17 protein-coding genes are annotated in these 17,777 nt (G+C 52.2%); 9 read left to right on the top strand and 8 right to left on the bottom strand.

Annotation, left to right across the window (positions count from 1 at the left end):
- Window positions 1–10 precede the first annotated feature (10 nt).
- A complete protein-coding gene (locus WC1_RS05395) occupies window positions 11–1,393 on the top strand; it encodes an amidohydrolase family protein (protein WP_016150934.1) in 1,383 nt (460 codons plus the stop codon).
- A gap of 44 nt (window positions 1,394–1,437) precedes the next feature.
- Here the strand turns inward: WC1_RS05395 and WC1_RS05400 are convergent, their stop codons facing one another.
- Complete coding sequence (locus WC1_RS05400) at window positions 1,438–2,304, bottom strand: nickel/cobalt efflux protein RcnA (RefSeq protein ID WP_016150933.1); 867 nt, start codon at window positions 2,302–2,304, stop codon at window positions 1,438–1,440.
- Window positions 2,305–2,424: 120 nt separating this feature from the next.
- On the opposite strand from WC1_RS05400, the gene rcnR reads away from it, so the two are divergent.
- Window positions 2,425–2,697: a Ni(II)/Co(II)-binding transcriptional repressor RcnR gene (gene rcnR / locus WC1_RS05405; RefSeq protein WP_003033900.1), complete on the top strand. Its 273-nt coding sequence runs from the start codon at window positions 2,425–2,427 to the stop codon at window positions 2,695–2,697.
- Window positions 2,698–2,749: 52 nt separating this feature from the next.
- Here the strand turns inward: rcnR and WC1_RS05410 are convergent, their stop codons facing one another.
- Both WC1_RS05410 and WC1_RS05415 read right to left on the bottom strand, forming a co-directional pair.
- Complete coding sequence (locus tag WC1_RS05410) at window positions 2,750–3,979, bottom strand: amino acid permease (protein ID WP_003033903.1); 1,230 nt, start codon at window positions 3,977–3,979, stop codon at window positions 2,750–2,752.
- Window positions 3,980–4,121: 142 nt separating this feature from the next.
- Window positions 4,122–4,577 (bottom strand): multidrug/biocide efflux PACE transporter, encoded by a 456-nt coding sequence (locus tag WC1_RS05415; RefSeq protein WP_016150932.1) that lies wholly within the window; start codon window positions 4,575–4,577, stop codon window positions 4,122–4,124.
- Between the two features lie 101 nt (window positions 4,578–4,678).
- Here WC1_RS05415 and WC1_RS05420 point away from each other — a divergent pair, with 101 nt between their 5' ends.
- From WC1_RS05420 to araE, 5 genes are all read left to right on the top strand, one after another.
- Window positions 4,679–5,563: a LysR family transcriptional regulator gene (locus tag WC1_RS05420; protein ID WP_003033908.1), complete on the top strand. Its 885-nt coding sequence runs from the start codon at window positions 4,679–4,681 to the stop codon at window positions 5,561–5,563.
- A 102-nt stretch (window positions 5,564–5,665) separates the two neighbouring features.
- Entirely contained in the window at window positions 5,666–6,844 is a 1,179-nt protein-coding gene (locus tag WC1_RS05425; RefSeq protein ID WP_003033912.1) for an acetyl-CoA C-acetyltransferase, read from the top strand.
- 470 nt (window positions 6,845–7,314) lie between these two features.
- Complete coding sequence (gene kduI, locus WC1_RS05430; protein WP_003840972.1) at window positions 7,315–8,151, top strand: 5-dehydro-4-deoxy-D-glucuronate isomerase; 837 nt, start codon at window positions 7,315–7,317, stop codon at window positions 8,149–8,151.
- 57 nt (window positions 8,152–8,208) lie between these two features.
- On the top strand, window positions 8,209–8,970 hold the full coding sequence (gene kduD / locus WC1_RS05435) for a 2-dehydro-3-deoxy-D-gluconate 5-dehydrogenase KduD (protein ID WP_003033923.1): 762 nt from the start codon (window positions 8,209–8,211) through the stop codon (window positions 8,968–8,970).
- Window positions 8,971–9,284: 314 nt separating this feature from the next.
- On the top strand, window positions 9,285–10,703 hold the full coding sequence (gene araE / locus WC1_RS05440; protein ID WP_003840970.1) for an arabinose-proton symporter AraE: 1,419 nt from the start codon (window positions 9,285–9,287) through the stop codon (window positions 10,701–10,703).
- Window positions 10,704–10,758: 55 nt separating this feature from the next.
- On the opposite strand, the gene WC1_RS05445 is transcribed toward araE, so the two are convergent.
- Window positions 10,759–11,646 (bottom strand): Rpn family recombination-promoting nuclease/putative transposase, encoded by an 888-nt coding sequence (locus tag WC1_RS05445; RefSeq protein WP_003033929.1) that lies wholly within the window; start codon window positions 11,644–11,646, stop codon window positions 10,759–10,761.
- Between the two features lie 196 nt (window positions 11,647–11,842).
- On the bottom strand, window positions 11,843–12,169 hold the full coding sequence (locus tag WC1_RS05450) for a cupin domain-containing protein (protein ID WP_003033932.1): 327 nt from the start codon (window positions 12,167–12,169) through the stop codon (window positions 11,843–11,845).
- A 141-nt stretch (window positions 12,170–12,310) separates the two neighbouring features.
- Here WC1_RS05450 and WC1_RS05455 point away from each other — a divergent pair, with 141 nt between their 5' ends.
- Window positions 12,311–13,018: an aspartate/glutamate racemase gene (locus tag WC1_RS05455; RefSeq protein WP_032948040.1), complete on the top strand. Its 708-nt coding sequence runs from the start codon at window positions 12,311–12,313 to the stop codon at window positions 13,016–13,018.
- Here WC1_RS05455 and WC1_RS05460 read toward each other — a convergent pair.
- On the bottom strand, window positions 12,990–13,925 hold the full coding sequence (locus WC1_RS05460) for a LysR family transcriptional regulator (protein WP_003033937.1): 936 nt from the start codon (window positions 13,923–13,925) through the stop codon (window positions 12,990–12,992). The genes WC1_RS05455 and WC1_RS05460 overlap by 29 nt on opposite strands.
- Window positions 13,926–14,043: 118 nt before the next feature.
- Between WC1_RS05460 and lysA the strand changes: the two genes are divergently transcribed.
- Window positions 14,044–15,300, top strand: coding sequence for a diaminopimelate decarboxylase (lysA, locus tag WC1_RS05465; protein WP_016150930.1), 1,257 nt, complete (start codon window positions 14,044–14,046; stop codon window positions 15,298–15,300).
- Between the two features lie 107 nt (window positions 15,301–15,407).
- On the opposite strand, the gene WC1_RS05470 is transcribed toward lysA, so the two are convergent.
- Window positions 15,408–16,418 carry a LacI family DNA-binding transcriptional regulator gene (locus WC1_RS05470; protein ID WP_016150929.1) on the bottom strand — a complete coding sequence of 337 codons (1,011 nt, stop codon included), beginning with the start codon at window positions 16,416–16,418 and terminating at the stop codon, window positions 15,408–15,410.
- Window positions 16,419–16,431: 13 nt separating this feature from the next.
- On the bottom strand, window positions 16,432–17,460 hold the full coding sequence (gene galR / locus WC1_RS05475) for an HTH-type transcriptional regulator GalR (RefSeq protein WP_016150928.1): 1,029 nt from the start codon (window positions 17,458–17,460) through the stop codon (window positions 16,432–16,434).
- Window positions 17,461–17,777: the final 317 nt, after the last annotated feature.

Raw genomic sequence — 17,777 nt, 5'->3', positions numbered from 1 at the left:
GGAGATGCGAATGAAGGAAAGTAACAGCCGCCGTGAATTTTTAAGCCAGAGCGGAAAAATGGTCACTGCTGCCGCGCTGTTTGGCGCAGTCGCCCCGGTCGCGTATGCTGCTAATCCTGTCGGGAACACCTGCGGGTCGAAGAGCACAATGACGATTAACGATAAGCACTATTACCTGGATAACGTCCTGCTGGAAGCGGGGTTTGATTACGAAAGCTCAGTGGTGGTGCACACCCGTACCGCGCTGCAAACCGTTGAAATCCAGGACGGGAAAATAGTTGCGCTGCGCGAGAATAAGCAGCATCCGGATGCGACGCTGCCGCACTACGATGCGGGTGGAAAGCTGATGCTGCCCGCCATGCGCGACATGCATATCCATCTGGATAAAACCTTTTACGGCGGTCCCTGGCGTTCGCTGAACCGTCCGGCGGGTACCACCATTCAGGATATGATCCGCCTGGAACAAAAGCTGCTGCCTGAACTCCAGCCTTACACCCAGGAGCGGGCGGAAAAGCTGATCGATTTGCTGCAATCAAAAGGCACCTCGATTGCCCGCAGCCACTGCAACATAGAACCGGTTTCCGGACTGAAAAACCTGGAGAACCTGCAGGCGGTGCTGGCGCGTCGCCAGCCGGGTTTTGCCTGTGAAATTGTGGCATTTCCACAGCATGGCCTGCTGTTATCAAAATCTGAACCGCTAATGCGTGAAGCGATGCAGGCGGGAGCGCATTATGTCGGCGGTCTGGACCCAACCAGCGTGGATGGGGCGATGGAAAAATCACTCGATACCATGTTCCAGATTGCGCTCGATTACAACAAAGGCGTGGATATCCATCTGCATGAAACCAGTCCGGCGGGCGTGGCGGCGGTGAATTACATGGTAGAAACGGTGGAGAAAACGCCGCAGTTAAAGGGCAAACTGACCATCAGCCACGCGTTTGCGCTGTCTACGCTGAACGAACAGCAGGTGGATGAACTCGCAACCCGCATGGCGGCGCAGCAGATTACTATTGCCTCGACGGTGCCGATTGGCACGATGCACATGCCGCTCAAGCAGCTGCGCGACAAAGGCGTGGAAGTGATTACCGGGACCGACAGCGTGATTGACCACTGGTCACCGTACGGCCTGGGAGACATGCTGGAGAAGGCGAATCTGTACGCGCAGCTCTATATTCGCCCGAATGAACTTAATCTGTCGCGGGCGCTGTTCCTCGCTACCGGTGATGTGCTGCCGCTTAACGATAAAGGTGAGCGCGTCTGGCCGAAAGCGCAGGCTGAAGCCAGCTTTGTGCTGGTAGATGCCTCATGCTCAGCGGAAGCGGTCGCGCGAATCTCCCCACGCACTGCGACCTTCCATAAAGGGCAACTGGTGTGGGGGAATGTCGCAAGCTAGTTTGGTTTTCCGCGCAGCGGCTATCGCTGCTGCGCTCTCATATATTAACCGACGATCCCCATATAGCCGTGAATCCCCATATATAAGCCGACCATTGCAATGAGCACGCTGGAAAAATAGGGCGCTTTGCGTGCCAGTGTGTTAAATCCGCTCCAACGCTTGGCCGCCTGCTGCACGCTGATTGCCGCACCCACGCCCACCGTTACCAGTGTCAGCGCCAGCCCGAGGCTGAAGCACAGCACCATGGTGGCGCCCAGCGTGAAGGCTTTGAGCTGGATGCATATCAGCAGCACCGTAATGGCAGCTGGGCACGGGATCAGCCCACCGGTCAGACCGAACAGTAATATTTGGCCGTTGGTGACCTCTTTGCCCGCAAAGCGGCGCTGAATATCGGTGGCATGCGCCCGTTCGTGGGCATCCTGATACTCTTTCGAACCCTCGTTCAGCCCTGCTAACGCGGCATGGTTATGATCGTGGTCGTGGTCATGATGATGGTGGTGATGGTCGTCATGATCATGGTGGTGGTGATGCCCGTGATCGTGGTCGTGATGCGTCTGGGCCAGCCAGTTCTGCTCTCCCTGCCAGGTTCGCCAGAACATCCAGAATGCGGTCCCGAGAATAATTATCGCCGAGACAAATTGCAGCCAGGGCTCAACGGCCTGGGCGGTAAACGCTTTGCTGATATACATCCCACCGAGCGCAATCAGCCATACTACGGCGGTATGCGACAGCGTTGCTGCCAGCCCCAGCATCACCGCCTGTTTGATGGTCCCCTTAATAGCAATAATAAAGGCCGCCATCATCGTCTTGGAATGCCCTGGTTCCAGACCGTGCAACACACCTAATAGAATCGCGCTGGGAATGAAAAACCAGGCGTTGCCTTGCTGAAGAAGCGTAGAAAACTCACCCATGAGAATGATTCTTAGTTGTTTAATTTCGCCTGATTCTACTCCCCCCCAGTATCAAATACTACCCCCCAGTAGAATGTCGATGGTATTGTCCTTACAGCCAGATGTTAAAAAGGTAAAGTTATGTCACATACGATCCGCGACAAACAAAAGCTGAAAGCCCGAACCAGCAAGATTCAGGGGCAGGTAGCGGCGTTGAAAACCATGCTGGATGAACCGCATGAATGCGCGGCGGTATTGCAGCAAATAGCGGCGATCCGCGGGGCGGTAAATGGATTAATGCGCGAAGTGATTAAAGGTCATCTGACCGAGCACATTGTGCATCAGGGCGATGAAATTAAGCGCGAAGAAGATTTGGATGTGATTCTGAAAGTACTGGATTCGTACATCAAATAAGCCAGTTTAACGGCTCATCCACGTGATGGAATGAGCCGTTAAGCAACACGTTCTAGCCAAAAAACATCACAGATACGCACAGCAGACCGACAATCAGGGTGATCAGGTTACCCACTGAACGGTATGGCTTCAGCGCCGGGATCAGATAGGTAGACAATGTCGGCATGATAAACAGAATCATGGCAATCAGCGGCCCACTAATCGCGTAAATCATTGAAATAGCATTAGGATTGATGCAGCAGATGATAAACGTGATGCTTGAGACCAACATAATGGACAGAGCGCGGTTAAAGGCCCGGCTTTTCTTCACACCCACCTGATGCAACGATGTTTTTACTACCTCCGTTGCCCCTTCAATCACGCCAAAGTAGGTGCCAAGGAACGATTTTGACATCGCTACGACGGCAACGATGATCCCGGAAATCGACAGCCATGCCGGTGCGTTAGGCATCATCGATAGTGCTGACAGAATGGTCACGCCTTCATTTTTTGCATCCTCGATATAGTTTGTCGGAATCGAAAGCAAACAGCTGAAAACGAAAAACAGCACGCTCAGGCAGATGATGACGTAGGCTACCTTCATGATTTTTTTGCATTTACCCATGGCCTGCTCGCCATATTTCTCACGTCGATCAATGGCGAACGTGGAGATAATTGGCGTATGGCTAAAAGCGAAAACCATCACGGGAATAGATATCCAAACCTGATGAAGCGTGTGCTGATCGACAGACATCTGGCCGGTTAGTAACGTTGGCTGCCAGCTTCCGGTCAGGTAGAGCGAAAGGAACAAAAAGTACGCGATGAGCGGGAACACCAGAAAGCCCATCACCCGGATAGTGGCTTGTCGACCCATCAGAAAAATTAAATTCAGCACCAGTACCACGCCCAGACTGACCAGCATGCGGATCCGCAGGTCGATAGTGATATGTTTTGCCAGCTGTTCAGTGAGTGAGTTGGTTATCGCCACGGCGTAGATCAGCACCACCACAAAGAAGGCAATAAAATAGAGGGTGGTGATCAGGCTGCCAATCTTCTTGCCGTAGTAGTGTGTAACCGCGCCAGTGATCCCCTCACCAGCTGACGTTTTTGAAGACAGGATAAACTGGCACAGTGCCTTGTGCGGCCAGTAGGTTAAAGGCCAGGCGACGAGAGCGGTGATAAACAGTACCACCGCACCTGCAGAACCCAGCTGTATGGGGAGGAAGAGGGTTCCTGCGCCGACGGCAGTCCCATATAGTGCGAAGCTCCAGAGAGTCTCTTCTTTTGACCAAAATTTCGACATTATTTGAACGTATCAACTATAAAATAAACAAAAAGAAGCGCAATTTACCACAAATGGCAGGGGCTGGGGGAGATGTGAACAAGCGGGCTGGTGAATGGATGAATAGCCGGAACCGAGAAAATTCCGACTATTGTTTGAATAATCAGGCAGTAACGCGCTGCTGGCGGCGCTTCAAAACACGCTCGCGTAACGTGTCATAAGCCCAGTTATAGAACATGGTATACGGCAGGAAGAACAGGAAGAAACCTATTTCCAGCGTGAATGCCTGAAGCAGGCTGACGTTCAGCACATACGCCACGATGCTCACCCCGATCACAATAAAACCGCTCTCAAAACCTAAGGCGTGAAATGCTCGCACTTTCGCCGTACGTTTTACCAGGTGCGACGGCCACAGACGGTCAAACAGGGCGTTATAAATGATATTCCAGATCATCGCTGTAGTGGCGAGAAGAATGGTCAGTCCGCCCATTTCCAGCACCGAGCGCTGCATCAACCATGCGGTGGTTGGTGCGAGAACAGCGGTGGCAATGCCTTCAAAGCAGACGGCATGAAAAATACGCTCTACTAACGAGCGGCGTTGGACTGTATCGTGTTGCATAACCTAAAACCTTCTTTGATGCCCGGATAACGGAATGGTGGCAATTTTATCGTTTAATGTGATATCTAAAAGATAGTATCCATCGATAAAGTAGATAGTTCATGCGTTACTCTCCTGAAGCGTTAACGGCATTTGTGGAGACCGTTTCCTGCGGTTCATTTTCTGCTGCGGCTCGTCGGCTGCGTAAAAGCCAGTCCACTATCAGTACGGCCATTGCGCATCTGGAAGCCGACCTTGGTTTTGCGCTGTTTGACCGTTCATCACGCCAGCCAACGCTGACCGAAGAAGGTAAGCGGGTGCTGGGTTATGTGCAGGCGATTCTGACGGCCAGCGAACGACTTGATGAAGCGGCGATTTCACTGTCGGGTGAAACGGAAGCGCGTCTGACCTTCGTGTTGTCAGACACGCTGCATCCGGATGTGCTGGAAGAGTTGATGGTGCAGTTTGATCGCAAGTTTCCCCATACCGAGTTTGAATGTCTGATTGGCGAAGACGAGGACGTGATCGATCTGCTGCAAAAAGGACGTGCTCAGGTGGGGTTGATCGAAGCGCGGGAGGATTACCCGACCGACATGGGCGTTACGCGTCTGCCGATGCAAACCTGGATGGGATTATACGTGGCGGCATCGCATCCGTTGGCGGCTCAAGAAAAACTGCAGTGGGAGCAGCTACACACCTGGCGCGAGCTGCGTTTGAATACCTATCTGGAAAGCGGGACTAACGTGGCGCGCGGTCCCGTCTGGTCGGCTCCTAACTACCTGTTATTGCTAAGTATGGCTGTTCAGGGATTCGGCTGGTGCGCGCTCCCGTGTGCGCTGGTGGAGGAGTTTGCGGCAGAAAAACCATTGGTTCAATTAAAGCTGCCCGGCTGGCCAAAGGCTATCTCTATCGATCTGTTGTGGAATAAGAAATCACCGCCTGGCGTGGCGGGAAGTTGGCTGCGCGACCATTTACAGCAGAGTGGCGTTCAGATGACCAATAAATGATACGAATTTCCTTTGTGATAAAAATCACCATTCTTAAACAACCTTGATAACTATTTTTAACAATCATCTACTATTGCGGTGTTATTTTGCGCTGAGGTGGTGATGAAAGAGGTTGTGATAGTCGGGGCGTTACGGACACCGATTGGCTGCTTCCAGGGGACGCTGGCGCGCCACTCTGCCGTTGAATTAGGCAGCATGGTGGTCAGGGCGTTGCTGGAACGCACGGGCGTGGACGTTCATGCTGTGGATGAAGTGATCCTCGGTCAGGTGCTTACCGCAGGCGCCGGACAGAACCCGGCGCGTCAGTCTGCCATCAATGGTGGGCTACCCAATACCGTTTCCGCCATCACCATTAACGATGTCTGCGGTTCGGGCCTGAAAGCGCTGCATCTGGCGACCCAGGCTATTCAGTGCGGCGAAGCCGACATTGTGATTGCGGGCGGGCAAGAGAATATGAGCCGTGCCCCGCATGTCCTTACCGATAGCCGCACCGGCGCACAGCTGGGGAACAGCCAACTGGTCGACAGCCTGGTACATGACGGTCTGTGGGATGCATTCAACGATTATCACATGGGCGTTACTGCGGAAAACCTGGCGCGAGAATACGGCATTAGCCGCGAATTACAGGATGCCTACGCGCTGCACTCGCAGCACAAAGCGCGGATGGCAATTGATGCTGGACGCTTTAAAGATGAAATCGTGCCGGTGGTAACACAGCGTAATGGGCAATCATTGGTGGTGGATACCGACGAGCAGCCGCGTACCGATGCCAGCGCCGAAGGGCTGGCGCGTCTGGATCCTACCTTTGACAGGCTCGGTTCGGTAACGGCAGGTAACGCGTCATCCATCAATGACGGCGCCGCTGCGGTGATGATGATGAGCGAGGCCAAGGCGCAAGAGTTGAACTTACCTGTACTGGCCCGTATTCGCGCCTTTGCCAGCGTCGGGGTCGACCCTGCGCTCATGGGGATTGCGCCAGTGTATGCGACGCGCCGCTGCCTTGAGCGTGTGGGCTGGCAACTGGCTGATGTTGATCTTATCGAAGCTAATGAGGCCTTCGCCGCGCAGGCATTATCCGTTGGGAAAATGCTGGAGTGGGATGAACGGCGGGTGAATGTTAACGGCGGAGCCATTGCGCTCGGTCATCCGATTGGTGCGTCTGGCTGCCGAATTCTGGTTTCGCTGGTGCATGAAATGGTGAAGCGTCGGGCGCATAAGGGCCTGGCAACGCTGTGTATCGGTGGTGGTCAGGGTGTGGCGCTCGCTATCGAACGAGATTAACGATCTTACATTTACCGTCTTAAACGCCTTTCTAAGAGTTTCCCTGCACCTGTAAAAAAGCCCTCCAGCAGGAGGGCAAGGCCAGTTACAGAAACATACACTCTAAACACAGTCAACTTATCAAAACATTGTTTCATTTCATGTGATTAACTGCGCACTTTGTTAGAAAAGGTGTCTTTTCGACTGATCATCTCAGCTGAATTTTCCATTTTTTATCCCCGCCCCTAATGAATAAATAAATTTATCGTATTGTTATTCAATCATTTTATTAAGGTCCATTTCGCTATTCATACGCGCTAGCGTGATCGCACTTACACTTTTGATAATAAGATGCGAAAAAAGTGAAACATCGTTTTATTTATAATTGAAAACACATTCAGGGAGGAATATCATGAGTGCATAAGATAAAACGGAACAGCGTTTTGCTATTCGTTTAAGCATTCACGGTCAATTTATCACTGGAGGTAAATGTGGACGTAAGACAAAGCATCCATAGTGCGCATGCGAAAACCCTGGACACTCAGGGGCTGCGTAATGAGTTTTTGGTCGAAGAAGTGTTTGTCGCAGATGAATACACCATGGTCTACAGCCACATCGACCGCATCATTGTTGGCGGCATTATGCCAGTGGCCAAAACCGTCTCTGTGGGTGGCGAAGTCGGCAAACAGCTGGGCGTAACCTATTTCCTCGAACGTCGTGAACTGGGTGTGATCAATATCGGCGGCCCGGGCACGATTACCGTTGACGGCCAGTGCTATGAAATTGGCCATCGCGACGCGCTGTACGTCGGGAAAGGGGCAAAAGAAGTGGTATTCGCCAGTATTGATACGACAAAACCGGCGAAGTTTTACTACAACTGCGCGCCGGCCCACACGACTTACCCAACTAAGAAAGTCACGCCTGCAGACGTTGCGCCAGTGACGCTGGGCGATAACCTCACCAGTAACCGTCGTACCATCAACAAATACTTTGTGCCGGATGTTCTGGAAACCTGCCAGTTGAGCATGGGTCTGACTGAACTGGCACCGGGTAACCTGTGGAACACCATGCCGTGTCATACCCATGAACGTCGTATGGAAGTCTATTTCTACTTCAATATGGAAGAAGATACCTGCGTATTCCACATGATGGGGCAGCCTCAGGAAACGCGTCATATTGTGATGCACAACGAGCAGGCGGTGATTTCTCCAAGCTGGTCTATTCACTCCGGTGTCGGCACAAAAGCGTATACGTTCATTTGGGGCATGGTCGGCGAAAACCAGGTCTTTGATGATATGGACCATGTTGCAGTAAAAGATCTGCGCTAGTTGCGGGCGACAGCCGTGCCTGCTGCGGCGGGCATTATAAAAAATTAAGGATTTACAATGATTTTGAATGCATTCTCTCTTGAAGGTAAAGTCGCCGTTGTGACCGGTTGTGATACCGGTTTGGGTCAGGGTATGGCGCTGGGCCTGGCTGAAGCGGGCTGCGATATCGTCGGTATCAACATTGTTGAACCGACAGAAACCATCGAACGTGTGACCGCACTGGGCCGCCGTTTTTTAAGCCTGACCGCCGATCTGCGTCAAATCGACGGTATTCCGGCGCTGCTGGAGCGCGCAGTGGCAGAATTCGGCCATATCGATATTCTGGTCAACAACGCGGGTCTTATCCGTCGTGACGATGCGATCGACTTCAGCGAAAAAGACTGGGATGACGTGATGAACCTGAACATTAAGAGCGTGTTCTTTATGTCTCAGGCCGCGGCGAAGCACTTTATCGCCCAGGGTAACGGCGGTAAAATTATCAACATCGCCTCTATGCTTTCCTTCCAGGGCGGGATCCGCGTGCCGTCTTACACCGCGTCTAAAAGCGGCGTAATGGGTGTTACCCGTCTGATGGCGAACGAGTGGGCAAAACATAACATCAACGTCAACGCGATTGCACCGGGTTACATGGCGACGAATAACACTCAACAGCTGCGTGCTGATGAGCAGCGTAGCGCAGAAATCCTCGATCGTATTCCGGCGGGGCGTTGGGGTCTGCCGAGCGACCTGATGGGGCCTGTCGTGTTCCTGGCGTCCAGCGCATCTGACTATATCAACGGCTATACCGTTGCGGTAGACGGCGGCTGGCTGGCGCGTTAATTGCTATCCAGAGCCAACAAACCCTGCTAAATGGCAGGGTTTTTTTACTTTTGAATCATTAAAATCCATATTGTGGTTATAAATTATTCCATATTAAATTTCATGTGTATCAATTTATTATTTTTAATATTCTTTAATATCAATAAATTAAATTTAATTGAGTGATTGTCGGTAAATTTTAAAATTGGAATATCCATCACATAACGATGTGGTGTAGCTATTTAATCCATGTTTTTGCCGTTTCCCGCCTGACGCTTCCTGCAAGGGATCCCTTACTTTCAATGGCATGGTTACTCTGTATCTGGCAGGAAAAAATGGTCTCAATAAATAATGATGCTGCTTTAGCGCCGCGCTCAGTGCGCGATACGCGACGTATGAATATGTTTGTTTCTATCTCTGCGGCTGTCGCAGGGTTGTTATTCGGCCTGGATATTGGCGTGATTGCCGGGGCGTTGCCTTTCATCACCGATCACTTTGTGTTGACCAGCCGCCTGCAGGAGTGGGTGGTCAGCAGCATGATGCTGGGCGCGGCAATTGGTGCGCTGTTTAACGGTTGGCTGTCATTCCGCCTGGGACGTAAATACAGTCTGATGGCGGGGGCGATCCTTTTCGTCGTCGGATCTCTGGGCTCGGCGTTTGCCTCCAGCGTAGAAATGCTCATTTTTGCCCGCGTGGTACTGGGCGTTGCGGTGGGGATCGCCTCTTACACCGCACCGCTCTATCTCTCTGAAATGGCAAGCGAAAACGTGCGTGGCAAGATGATCAGTATGTATCAGCTGATGGTGACGTTGGGCATCGTTCTGGCCTTTTTGTCTGATACCGCGTTCAGCTACAGCGGTAACTGGCGCGCTATGCTGGGCGTGCTGGCTCTTCCGGCTGTATTGCTGATTATTCTGGTTGTGTTCCTGCCCAACAGCCCGCGCTGGCTGGCGGAAAAAGGTCGCCACATTGAAGCTGAAGAAGTATTGCGCATGCTGCGCGATACGTCAGAAAAGGCCCGCGATGAGCTGAACGAAATCCGTGAAAGCTTGAAGCTGAAGCAGGGTGGTTGGGCGCTGTTTAAAATTAACCGTAACGTGCGCCGCGCAGTTTTTCTTGGGATGTTACTGCAGGCGATGCAGCAGTTCACTGGGATGAACATCATCATGTATTACGCGCCGCGCATTTTCAAAATGGCGGGTTTTACCACCACAGAGCAGCAGATGATTGCCACGCTGGTGGTTGGCTTAACGTTTATGTTCGCTACCTTTATTGCTGTCTTCACGGTCGACAAAGCAGGACGTAAACCGGCGCTGAAAATTGGTTTCAGCGTAATGGCCATCGGGACGCTGGTGCTCGGATATTGCCTGATGCAGTTTGATAACGGCACGGCTTCCAGTGGACTATCCTGGCTGTCAGTTGGCATGACGATGATGTGTATTGCAGGCTATGCGATGAGCGCCGCGCCGGTGGTGTGGATCCTGTGTTCGGAAATTCAGCCGCTGAAATGCCGTGATTTTGGTATTACCTGCTCCACCACCACCAACTGGGTGTCGAACATGATCATTGGTGCAACGTTCCTGACGCTGCTCGATAGCATTGGCGCCGCCGGTACGTTCTGGCTATATACTGCGCTGAACGTCGTGTTTATCGGTATTACGTTCTGGCTGATTCCAGAAACCAAAAACGTCACGCTTGAGCATATCGAACGTAAGCTGATGGCAGGTGAGAAGTTAAGAGATATTGGGGTGTAAGTGAGCAGGGAGCCCGATAGAACAACTGATTATCGGGCTCTCATTACTACTTATTTCAGTGTGGAGCCGCCTGCCTTGCGAGGAGATCCTTAGCAGACAGCCCGGTTATCTTTAGTATAATTTCATGGCTAATACCATTCGCTAACATCATCTGGGCAATGCGTAACGCTTCTTGTTGTTTGGCTTCTTGTTGCAACACTTCCGCAATAGTCATCAGACTTTCCTTTTGCTGTGGTACCCGCTGAGCGACTTCACGGATAAATTTATCTACGTGAGGCGTATTTCCAAACTGCATCATGTAATTAAATAGCGTTTTGAGCTGGCTGTCATTAGCGTATCCCGTAGCCAGCAACGAGACCAGTTGTTCCACTAATCCCATTAAATCACGCTTGCGGATATGTTTTTGCATCAATTCCAGCAGTGCTATACGGCGATGTTGCATAATTTCGTCATCGGGTATTACGGTGATATCTACCAGCGGAAATGTTGCTGAGTATAGCTGTCGTGCCACTATGGGGTCGTCAAACTCATCCAGCCAGCAGAGTGAAAAGGGGTAGGGGCTGAGTGCACCATGATAAAACAGCATCGGTATCACCAAAGGTAATGTTTTATGGCCAGCATCCAGATGGCGTTGCATTGCGGCCATTGCATAGCGCATTAGCCGAAATGCCATGTGAGCGTCTGGCGAACTCTGATGCTCGATAACAACATAGATATACCCATCGCCTTCATTTGTTTTTAATGACCACAGTACGTCGGAGTAGCTGGCTCGCAGGCTATCCTCAATAAAACTGCCTGATTCCAGTTTTAGTGTTTGCAGATCACATAGCTCCCGCAAGGTTGATGGAAGATAGATATCCAGAAAATCTCTTGCGGTATCAGGATGGTACAAGAACTGTTTGAAGACTGCGTCATGTGGAGTGGATGTTGTCATTTTTGTCATGGCGATCCGTCACCGTTAATTAAGATAACGTGACTGTAATCGCCCACATGGCGAGACGCATCGGGTGATTAATGCTTATGCGAATTGGTATCGAAGGAAAATGCCCCACATTGTAACGTATTCATTTTTAGGGAACTGAGTACGCATTTTAGCGTGTTCTCAAACCGGTCAGTAGCACGGCTTGAGAACAACGAAATTACCCGTGTAGAAAATCTTCGCGTATGGGCGTAAAGGTATCCAGCAGCGTTCCCGGTTTTAAACAGACGCAGCCATGCATAATGTTGGGTTGTTTATACAGGGTATCGCCCGCCCTAACGACATGCTTTTCTTCGCCGATGGTAAATTCAAACTCACCGGACAACACGTAAGTCAGCTGCTCGTGCGGATGATTGTGCATCGGGCCAATCGCGCCTTGCTCGAAGTTCACCTCAACCGCCATCATGTTACCGTCGTGAGCAAGAATGCGCCGGGTAACGCCATTGCCCAGATCGTCAAGCGTGGTCTCTTTATGAAAAATAAACATCCGGCCTTCCTGTAATTAATTAAAACAATGTTTCATTAAACCTATATCAGAAAATTAAAAAAAGAAATGCACGCCAACATATGTGGAAAGTTGATCACATCTTTGGTTCACTGGAGAGACAACAACGAGTCAGGGGAAATGATGAAAACGATCGGTCTGTTAGGCGGTATGAGCTGGGAATCTACCATTCCTTATTATCGACTCATTAATGAAGGGGTAAAACAGCGCCTGGGCGGCCTGCATTCAGCGCAGATCCTGCTGCACAGCGTGGATTTTCATGAGATTGAGTTGTGCCAGAGTCGCGGTGAGTGGGATAAAGCAGGCGATATTCTGGCGCAGGCGGCGCTGGGGTTACAGCAGGCGGGTGCGGAAGGGATTGTGCTGTGTACCAACACCATGCACAAGGTTGCTGAGGCGATTGAAGCCGCCTGTGATGTGCCATTCCTGCATATTGCCGATGCGACGGGTCGGGCGATACAAAAGCAGCAGATGCGCAATGTGGCGCTACTGGGCACGCGTTACACCATGGAGCAGGATTTTTATCGCGGGCGTTTACAGACTGAATTTGGCATTAGCACGCTGATTCCTGAAGCTGATGACCGTCAGAAAATAAACCAAATTATTTTCGATGAGCTGTGTCTCGGTGAATTCAGCGAGTCCTCCCGCGACTATTACCTGAGCGTCATTAACCAGTTAGCGAAACAGGGGGCGCAAGGGGTGATATTTGGCTGTACCGAGATTGGTCTGCTGGTTCCCACCGAGCGAAGCCCACTACCGGTTTTCGACACCGCGGCAATCCATGCGCAAGATGCGGTGGCATTTATGCTTTCGGTTGTGGATGCAAAATAGCCTCCAGCGGGTCAATAAGACTTGGTAGATGGTCCTGCAGATGCGCCGTAAAAGCATCAACCAGCGCCGAGGCGGGGCGATGAAGTGGGTGAATCAGGCTGACCGTAAAGGGTACCGAAATACTGAAGCGGCGGATGACGACCCCGCTACTGGCGTAATCCAGCGCGGTCAGTGGGTTTACCACCGAGATCCCCACGCCTGCCCGCACCATTGCACAAATTGAAGCGGCGCTATGGGTTTCAATCACCATACGGCGCTTCACCTGGTGCTCATTAAACAGGGTATCCAGTAGCTGACGGTAACTGTCGGTCCGTGACAGGCTGATGTAGTTTTCCCCCTGAAAATCCTGCGGCGTTAACACCGCTTTCTTAGTCAGCGGATGCCCCTGGGGCAGCACGCACACTTCATCCAGCGCCAGCAATTCGGTGCGTTTTGTTCCGGCAGGCGTATGCAGCGTTTCCGTTAACCCCAGATCGTGGCGCTGCGCTGACAGCCACTCTTCCAGTAGCGGTGACTCCTGCGGCACTATCTGAATATTGACCTGCGGATAGCGTGCGAGGAATGGCTGCAGTAGTGGCGGTAAAAAGGACTGTGAGAATACCGGCAGGCAAACAATCGACAATTCGCCCTGGCGGAACTCGCGCAGGCTTTCGGCGGCGCTCACAATTCTGTCCAGGCCATACCACGAACGTTGCACCTCTTCAAACAGACGTAACCCTTGCACGGTTGGGTGCAGCCGGCCACGCGTGCGTTCAAACAGCGTTAATCCCAGTACTTTCTCGAATCGGGCCAGTTCCCGACTAACGGTGGGCTGCGAGGTATGTAGCATGCGCGCGGCTTCCGTCAGATTGCCTGCCGTCATGATGGCGTGAAAAATTTCGATGTGTCGCAGGTTAACGGCGGGCATGGGCAATCCTCGAATGAACCAATCCATATCATTTTTGCATAGACTCACGATAAAACGATATTTTTTATTCTTTTCGGGCTGTGGCGTAATCATAAAAAAGCCAATACCGGAGCACACCATGCCACGCCCACTCAACAACACAGACACTGACCTGACCGCCGACAACCTGCTGCGCCTGCCTGCCGAATTCGGCTGCCCGGTGTGGGTCTATGATGCGCAGATTATCCGCGCGCAGATTGCCAAACTGAGTCAGTTTGACGTGGTGCGTTTTGCCCAGAAGGCATGCTCGAATATTCATATTCTGCGCCTGATGCGCGAGCAGGGCGTGAAGGTGGATTCCGTCTCGCTGGGCGAAATTGAACGTGCACTAGCGGCAGGTTTTGTACCGGGGAAAGATGAAATCGTCTTTACCGCCGATATGATTGATGAGGCGACGCTTGCGCGGGTGCATGAATTGCGCATTCCGGTAAATGCCGGGTCGGTGGATATGCTGGAACAACTGGGTCAGGTCTCGCCGGGCCATCGCGTGTGGCTACGCGTAAACCCTGGCTTTGGGCATGGACACAGTCAGAAAACCAATACCGGCGGCGAAAACAGCAAGCACGGGATCTGGTATAGCGATCTTCCCGCGGCGCTGGAGGTGATTCAGCGCTACAAGCTGAAGCTGGTGGGGATTCATATGCATATTGGCTCCGGTGTGGACTACGCGCATCTGGAGCAGGTGTGTGGTGCGATGGTGCGTCAGGTAATTGAATTTGATCAGGATCTGGAGGCGATCTCTGCGGGTGGCGGTTTATCAATCCCGTATCGCGAAGGTGAAGAGGCGATCGATACCGATCACTACTTTGGATTGTGGAACGCTGCGCGTGAGCAGATTGCTAAATACCTGGGGCACCCGGTCGCGCTTGAGATAGAGCCGGGTCGTTTTCTGGTCGCGGAAGCCGGCGTGCTGGTAGCACAGGTACGCAGCGTAAAAGAGATGGGTAGCCGTCACTTTGTGCTGATCGATGCGGGCTTCAACGATCTGATGCGCCCGGCGATGTACGGCAGCTATCACCATATCTCCGCGCTGGCTGGGGATGGTCGGTCTCTGGAACACGCCCCGCAACGGGAAACCGTGGTGGCCGGGCCGCTGTGCGAATCTGGCGACGTGTTTACCCAGCAGGAGGGCGGAAATGTGGAAACCCGTCTGTTGCCTGCGGTGGTGCCGGGTGATTATCTGGTCTTGCATGATACCGGGGCGTACGGCGCGTCTATGTCGTCAAACTACAATAGCCGTCCTCTGCTGCCGGAGGTTTTGTTCGATAACGGCGTGGCGCGGCTGATTCGCCGTCGCCAGACCATTGATGAGCTGTTAGCGCTGGAATTAATCTGATTACAGCGTGGTGAAATGCCGGATGGCGCTACGTTTATCCGGCCTACGAAATTAACTGTGGGCGCTGTTGGCCGGATAAGGCACTTGTGCCGCCATCCGGCATTTAATTACTTAAAATACGGCCCGAGCGTTACTGAGTCACGTAGTACCAGTTTGCCGGTAAACGGTGGGATTGGCTCGACGCTCTCGCCGTTGGCCAGCCGGATAGCCTGGTCGATTGCCGTGGTTATCATGGTATCAATCGGCAGATAAACGGTAGACAGCCCCGGCTCCAGCCATTTGGCGCTGGGTGCATCATCAAAACCAAACAGTGAGACGTCCGTTGGGATCCTCAGCCCGGCCTGATGTAACGCTTTTGATGCGCCCAATGCCATGTCATCGTTACAGGCGAACAGTGCGCTGAATTTCACCCCTTCCTCCAGCAGTTCACGACAGGCTTCATAGCCTCGTGTCATCGTGGAGTCGCCGTATTTGACCTTGTCGGGATCCCAGGGAATACCGTTTTTTTCCAGCGCTTTACGATACCCCATCAGGCGGGATTTACCGGTCGGGGTATGGCCTGGCACAGTGATACAAGCAATATCGCAATGGCCCTGGGAGATAAGATAATTGACCGCCTGATAGGCCGCGTCTTCCTGTTCAAAGAAAATCGCGCGATCGCGGGCCTGGCTGACATCACGGTTGATGACCAGCAAGGGCATAGCGATGCTGTTCATCAGCGACATTATCTCTTTTTCACTCATATAGCGGGTATAGAGAATAATGGCGTCGCACTGCCTGTCCGCCAGCATTTGCACGGCTTCCTGCTCACGCTCTGGTGTGTCGTGTCCGTCGGTGACGATCAACTGCTTGCCGTGAGATTCCGTCTGGCGTGAAGCCTGTTGCAGCAGCCGGCCAAAGTAGAATCCATCAAATGTAGAAACCACCAGACCAATGCTGTTGCTGGTGCGGTTTGCCAAAGATCGCGCTAAAAAATTAGGCCGATAATCAAGTGCCTGCATGGCCTTAAACACTTTCTGGCGCGTGCTCTCTTTTACCTGACCCGTGCCATTCAGTACGCGCGAAACGGTCGCTTTTGAGACGCCTGCGTGTCGTGAAACGTCCAACATCGTAGTCATAACGCTATCCTGGTTAATCGTTTGACGATGAATTCCCCGGCTCTGTCAGCGTCGAAACGGAATGGCGACGTACCAGAGTTGGGTTAAAAACGTGGGTAATTTCAGGTACGGGGCGCTTCTCCGCCAGCGCGAGCGCCAGTTCGGCAGCCTGGGTTGCCATCGTCACGATCGGATAGCGCACCGTGGTCAGACGCGGGCGCACGTAGCGGGAAACCAGCACATCATCAAAACCAATCAGCGAGATTTCTCCCGGTACATCAATGCCGTTATCATTTAATACGCCCATGGCACCAGCCGCCATTGAGTCGTTGTAGCAGGCTACCGCTGTGAAGTTTTTGCCACGACCAAGTAACTCGGTCATCGCCTGTTCACCGCCGCTTTCATCCGGTTCACCAAACGTTATCAGGCGATCGCTGACCGGTATATTGCTCTCTGCCAGCGCGTCGTAATAGCCTTGCAGACGATCTTCCGCATCTGAAATTGTGTGATTGGAGCACAGATAGCCAATGCGTGTATGGCCCTGTTGAATGAGGTGCCGGGTCGCGAGCCATGCGCCGAAACGGTCATCAAGGGCAACGCAGCGTTGTTCGAATCCTGGCAGAATTCGGTTAATTAATACCATGCCGGGGATTTGCTTCATTAGTGATGCCAGCTCAGCATCCGGGATGATTTTTGCGTGGACAACAAGGGCTGCGCAGCGGTGGCGAATGAGCTGTTCAATCGCCTGTCGTTCCTTCTCTTCGTTATGGTAGCCGTTGCCAATCAGCAAAAAATTACCGGTGTTATAGGCCACCTGCTCGACAGCTTTAACCATTGCCCCAAAGAATGGATCGGACACATCACCAACTACCAGACCGATGGTCTCTGTGGATTGTTGTGCCAGCGCACGCGCGTTGGCGTTGGGGTGGTAGCTGAGTGATTCCATTGCACTCGTTACAGCCAGGCGCGATGCTTCGCTGGCTTTAGGGGAATCATTAATCACTCGAGAAACGGTGGCGACTGATACACCTGCTAGTCGGGCTACATCCTTTATGGTCGCCATGATAGTACCTGTTGTGGGTAAACGCTTACATTCCGTCAGTGTTACGGAAAATGGCTGGCTGTTCAAGCAGATTGCCCGTCAGAACGTCGCAAATGTGAGCGCACACGAGCGAAGTAAGACAGAAAATAGAAAATGCTAATTTTTGCTTACACTTTGCGATGTGCTGTTGCGATTGTTCGCTGGTGAGGGAACTGAGCAGATTGCTAGAGTTGAGATCCCAGAGGTATTGATAGGTGAAATCAACTTTCGGGTTGATCACTAGAATTACACCAGCCTGCGCAGATGCGCAGGTTTTTTTTTACCTTCAGCCTATCTGT

It is taken from the genome of Citrobacter sp. KTE30 (assembly GCF_000398825.1).
GTDB classification, from domain to species: Bacteria; Pseudomonadota; Gammaproteobacteria; order Enterobacterales; family Enterobacteriaceae; genus Citrobacter; species Citrobacter freundii.
This window is presented reverse-complemented; position numbering and strand designations above follow the sequence as displayed.

Coding starts and splice junctions, on each gene's coding strand:
- WC1_RS05395 (WP_016150934.1), top strand. CDS start 11: ATGAAGGAAAGTAACAGCCGCCGTGAATTTTTAAGCCAGAGCGGAAAA.
- WC1_RS05400 (WP_016150933.1), bottom strand. CDS start 2,304: ATGGGTGAGTTTTCTACGCTTCTTCAGCAAGGCAACGCCTGGTTTTTC.
- rcnR (WP_003033900.1), top strand. CDS start 2,425: ATGTCACATACGATCCGCGACAAACAAAAGCTGAAAGCCCGAACCAGC.
- WC1_RS05410 (WP_003033903.1), bottom strand. CDS start 3,979: ATGTCGAAATTTTGGTCAAAAGAAGAGACTCTCTGGAGCTTCGCACTA.
- WC1_RS05415 (WP_016150932.1), bottom strand. CDS start 4,577: ATGCAACACGATACAGTCCAACGCCGCTCGTTAGTAGAGCGTATTTTT.
- WC1_RS05420 (WP_003033908.1), top strand. CDS start 4,679: ATGCGTTACTCTCCTGAAGCGTTAACGGCATTTGTGGAGACCGTTTCC.
- WC1_RS05425 (WP_003033912.1), top strand. CDS start 5,666: ATGAAAGAGGTTGTGATAGTCGGGGCGTTACGGACACCGATTGGCTGC.
- kduD (WP_003033923.1), top strand. CDS start 8,209: ATGATTTTGAATGCATTCTCTCTTGAAGGTAAAGTCGCCGTTGTGACC.
- araE (WP_003840970.1), top strand. CDS start 9,285: ATGGTCTCAATAAATAATGATGCTGCTTTAGCGCCGCGCTCAGTGCGC.
- WC1_RS05445 (WP_003033929.1), bottom strand. CDS start 11,646: ATGACAAAAATGACAACATCCACTCCACATGACGCAGTCTTCAAACAG.
- WC1_RS05450 (WP_003033932.1), bottom strand. CDS start 12,169: ATGTTTATTTTTCATAAAGAGACCACGCTTGACGATCTGGGCAATGGC.
- WC1_RS05455 (WP_032948040.1), top strand. CDS start 12,311: ATGAAAACGATCGGTCTGTTAGGCGGTATGAGCTGGGAATCTACCATT.
- WC1_RS05460 (WP_003033937.1), bottom strand. CDS start 13,925: ATGCCCGCCGTTAACCTGCGACACATCGAAATTTTTCACGCCATCATG.
- lysA (WP_016150930.1), top strand. CDS start 14,044: ATGCCACGCCCACTCAACAACACAGACACTGACCTGACCGCCGACAAC.
- WC1_RS05470 (WP_016150929.1), bottom strand. CDS start 16,418: ATGACTACGATGTTGGACGTTTCACGACACGCAGGCGTCTCAAAAGCG.
- galR (WP_016150928.1), bottom strand. CDS start 17,460: ATGGCGACCATAAAGGATGTAGCCCGACTAGCAGGTGTATCAGTCGCC.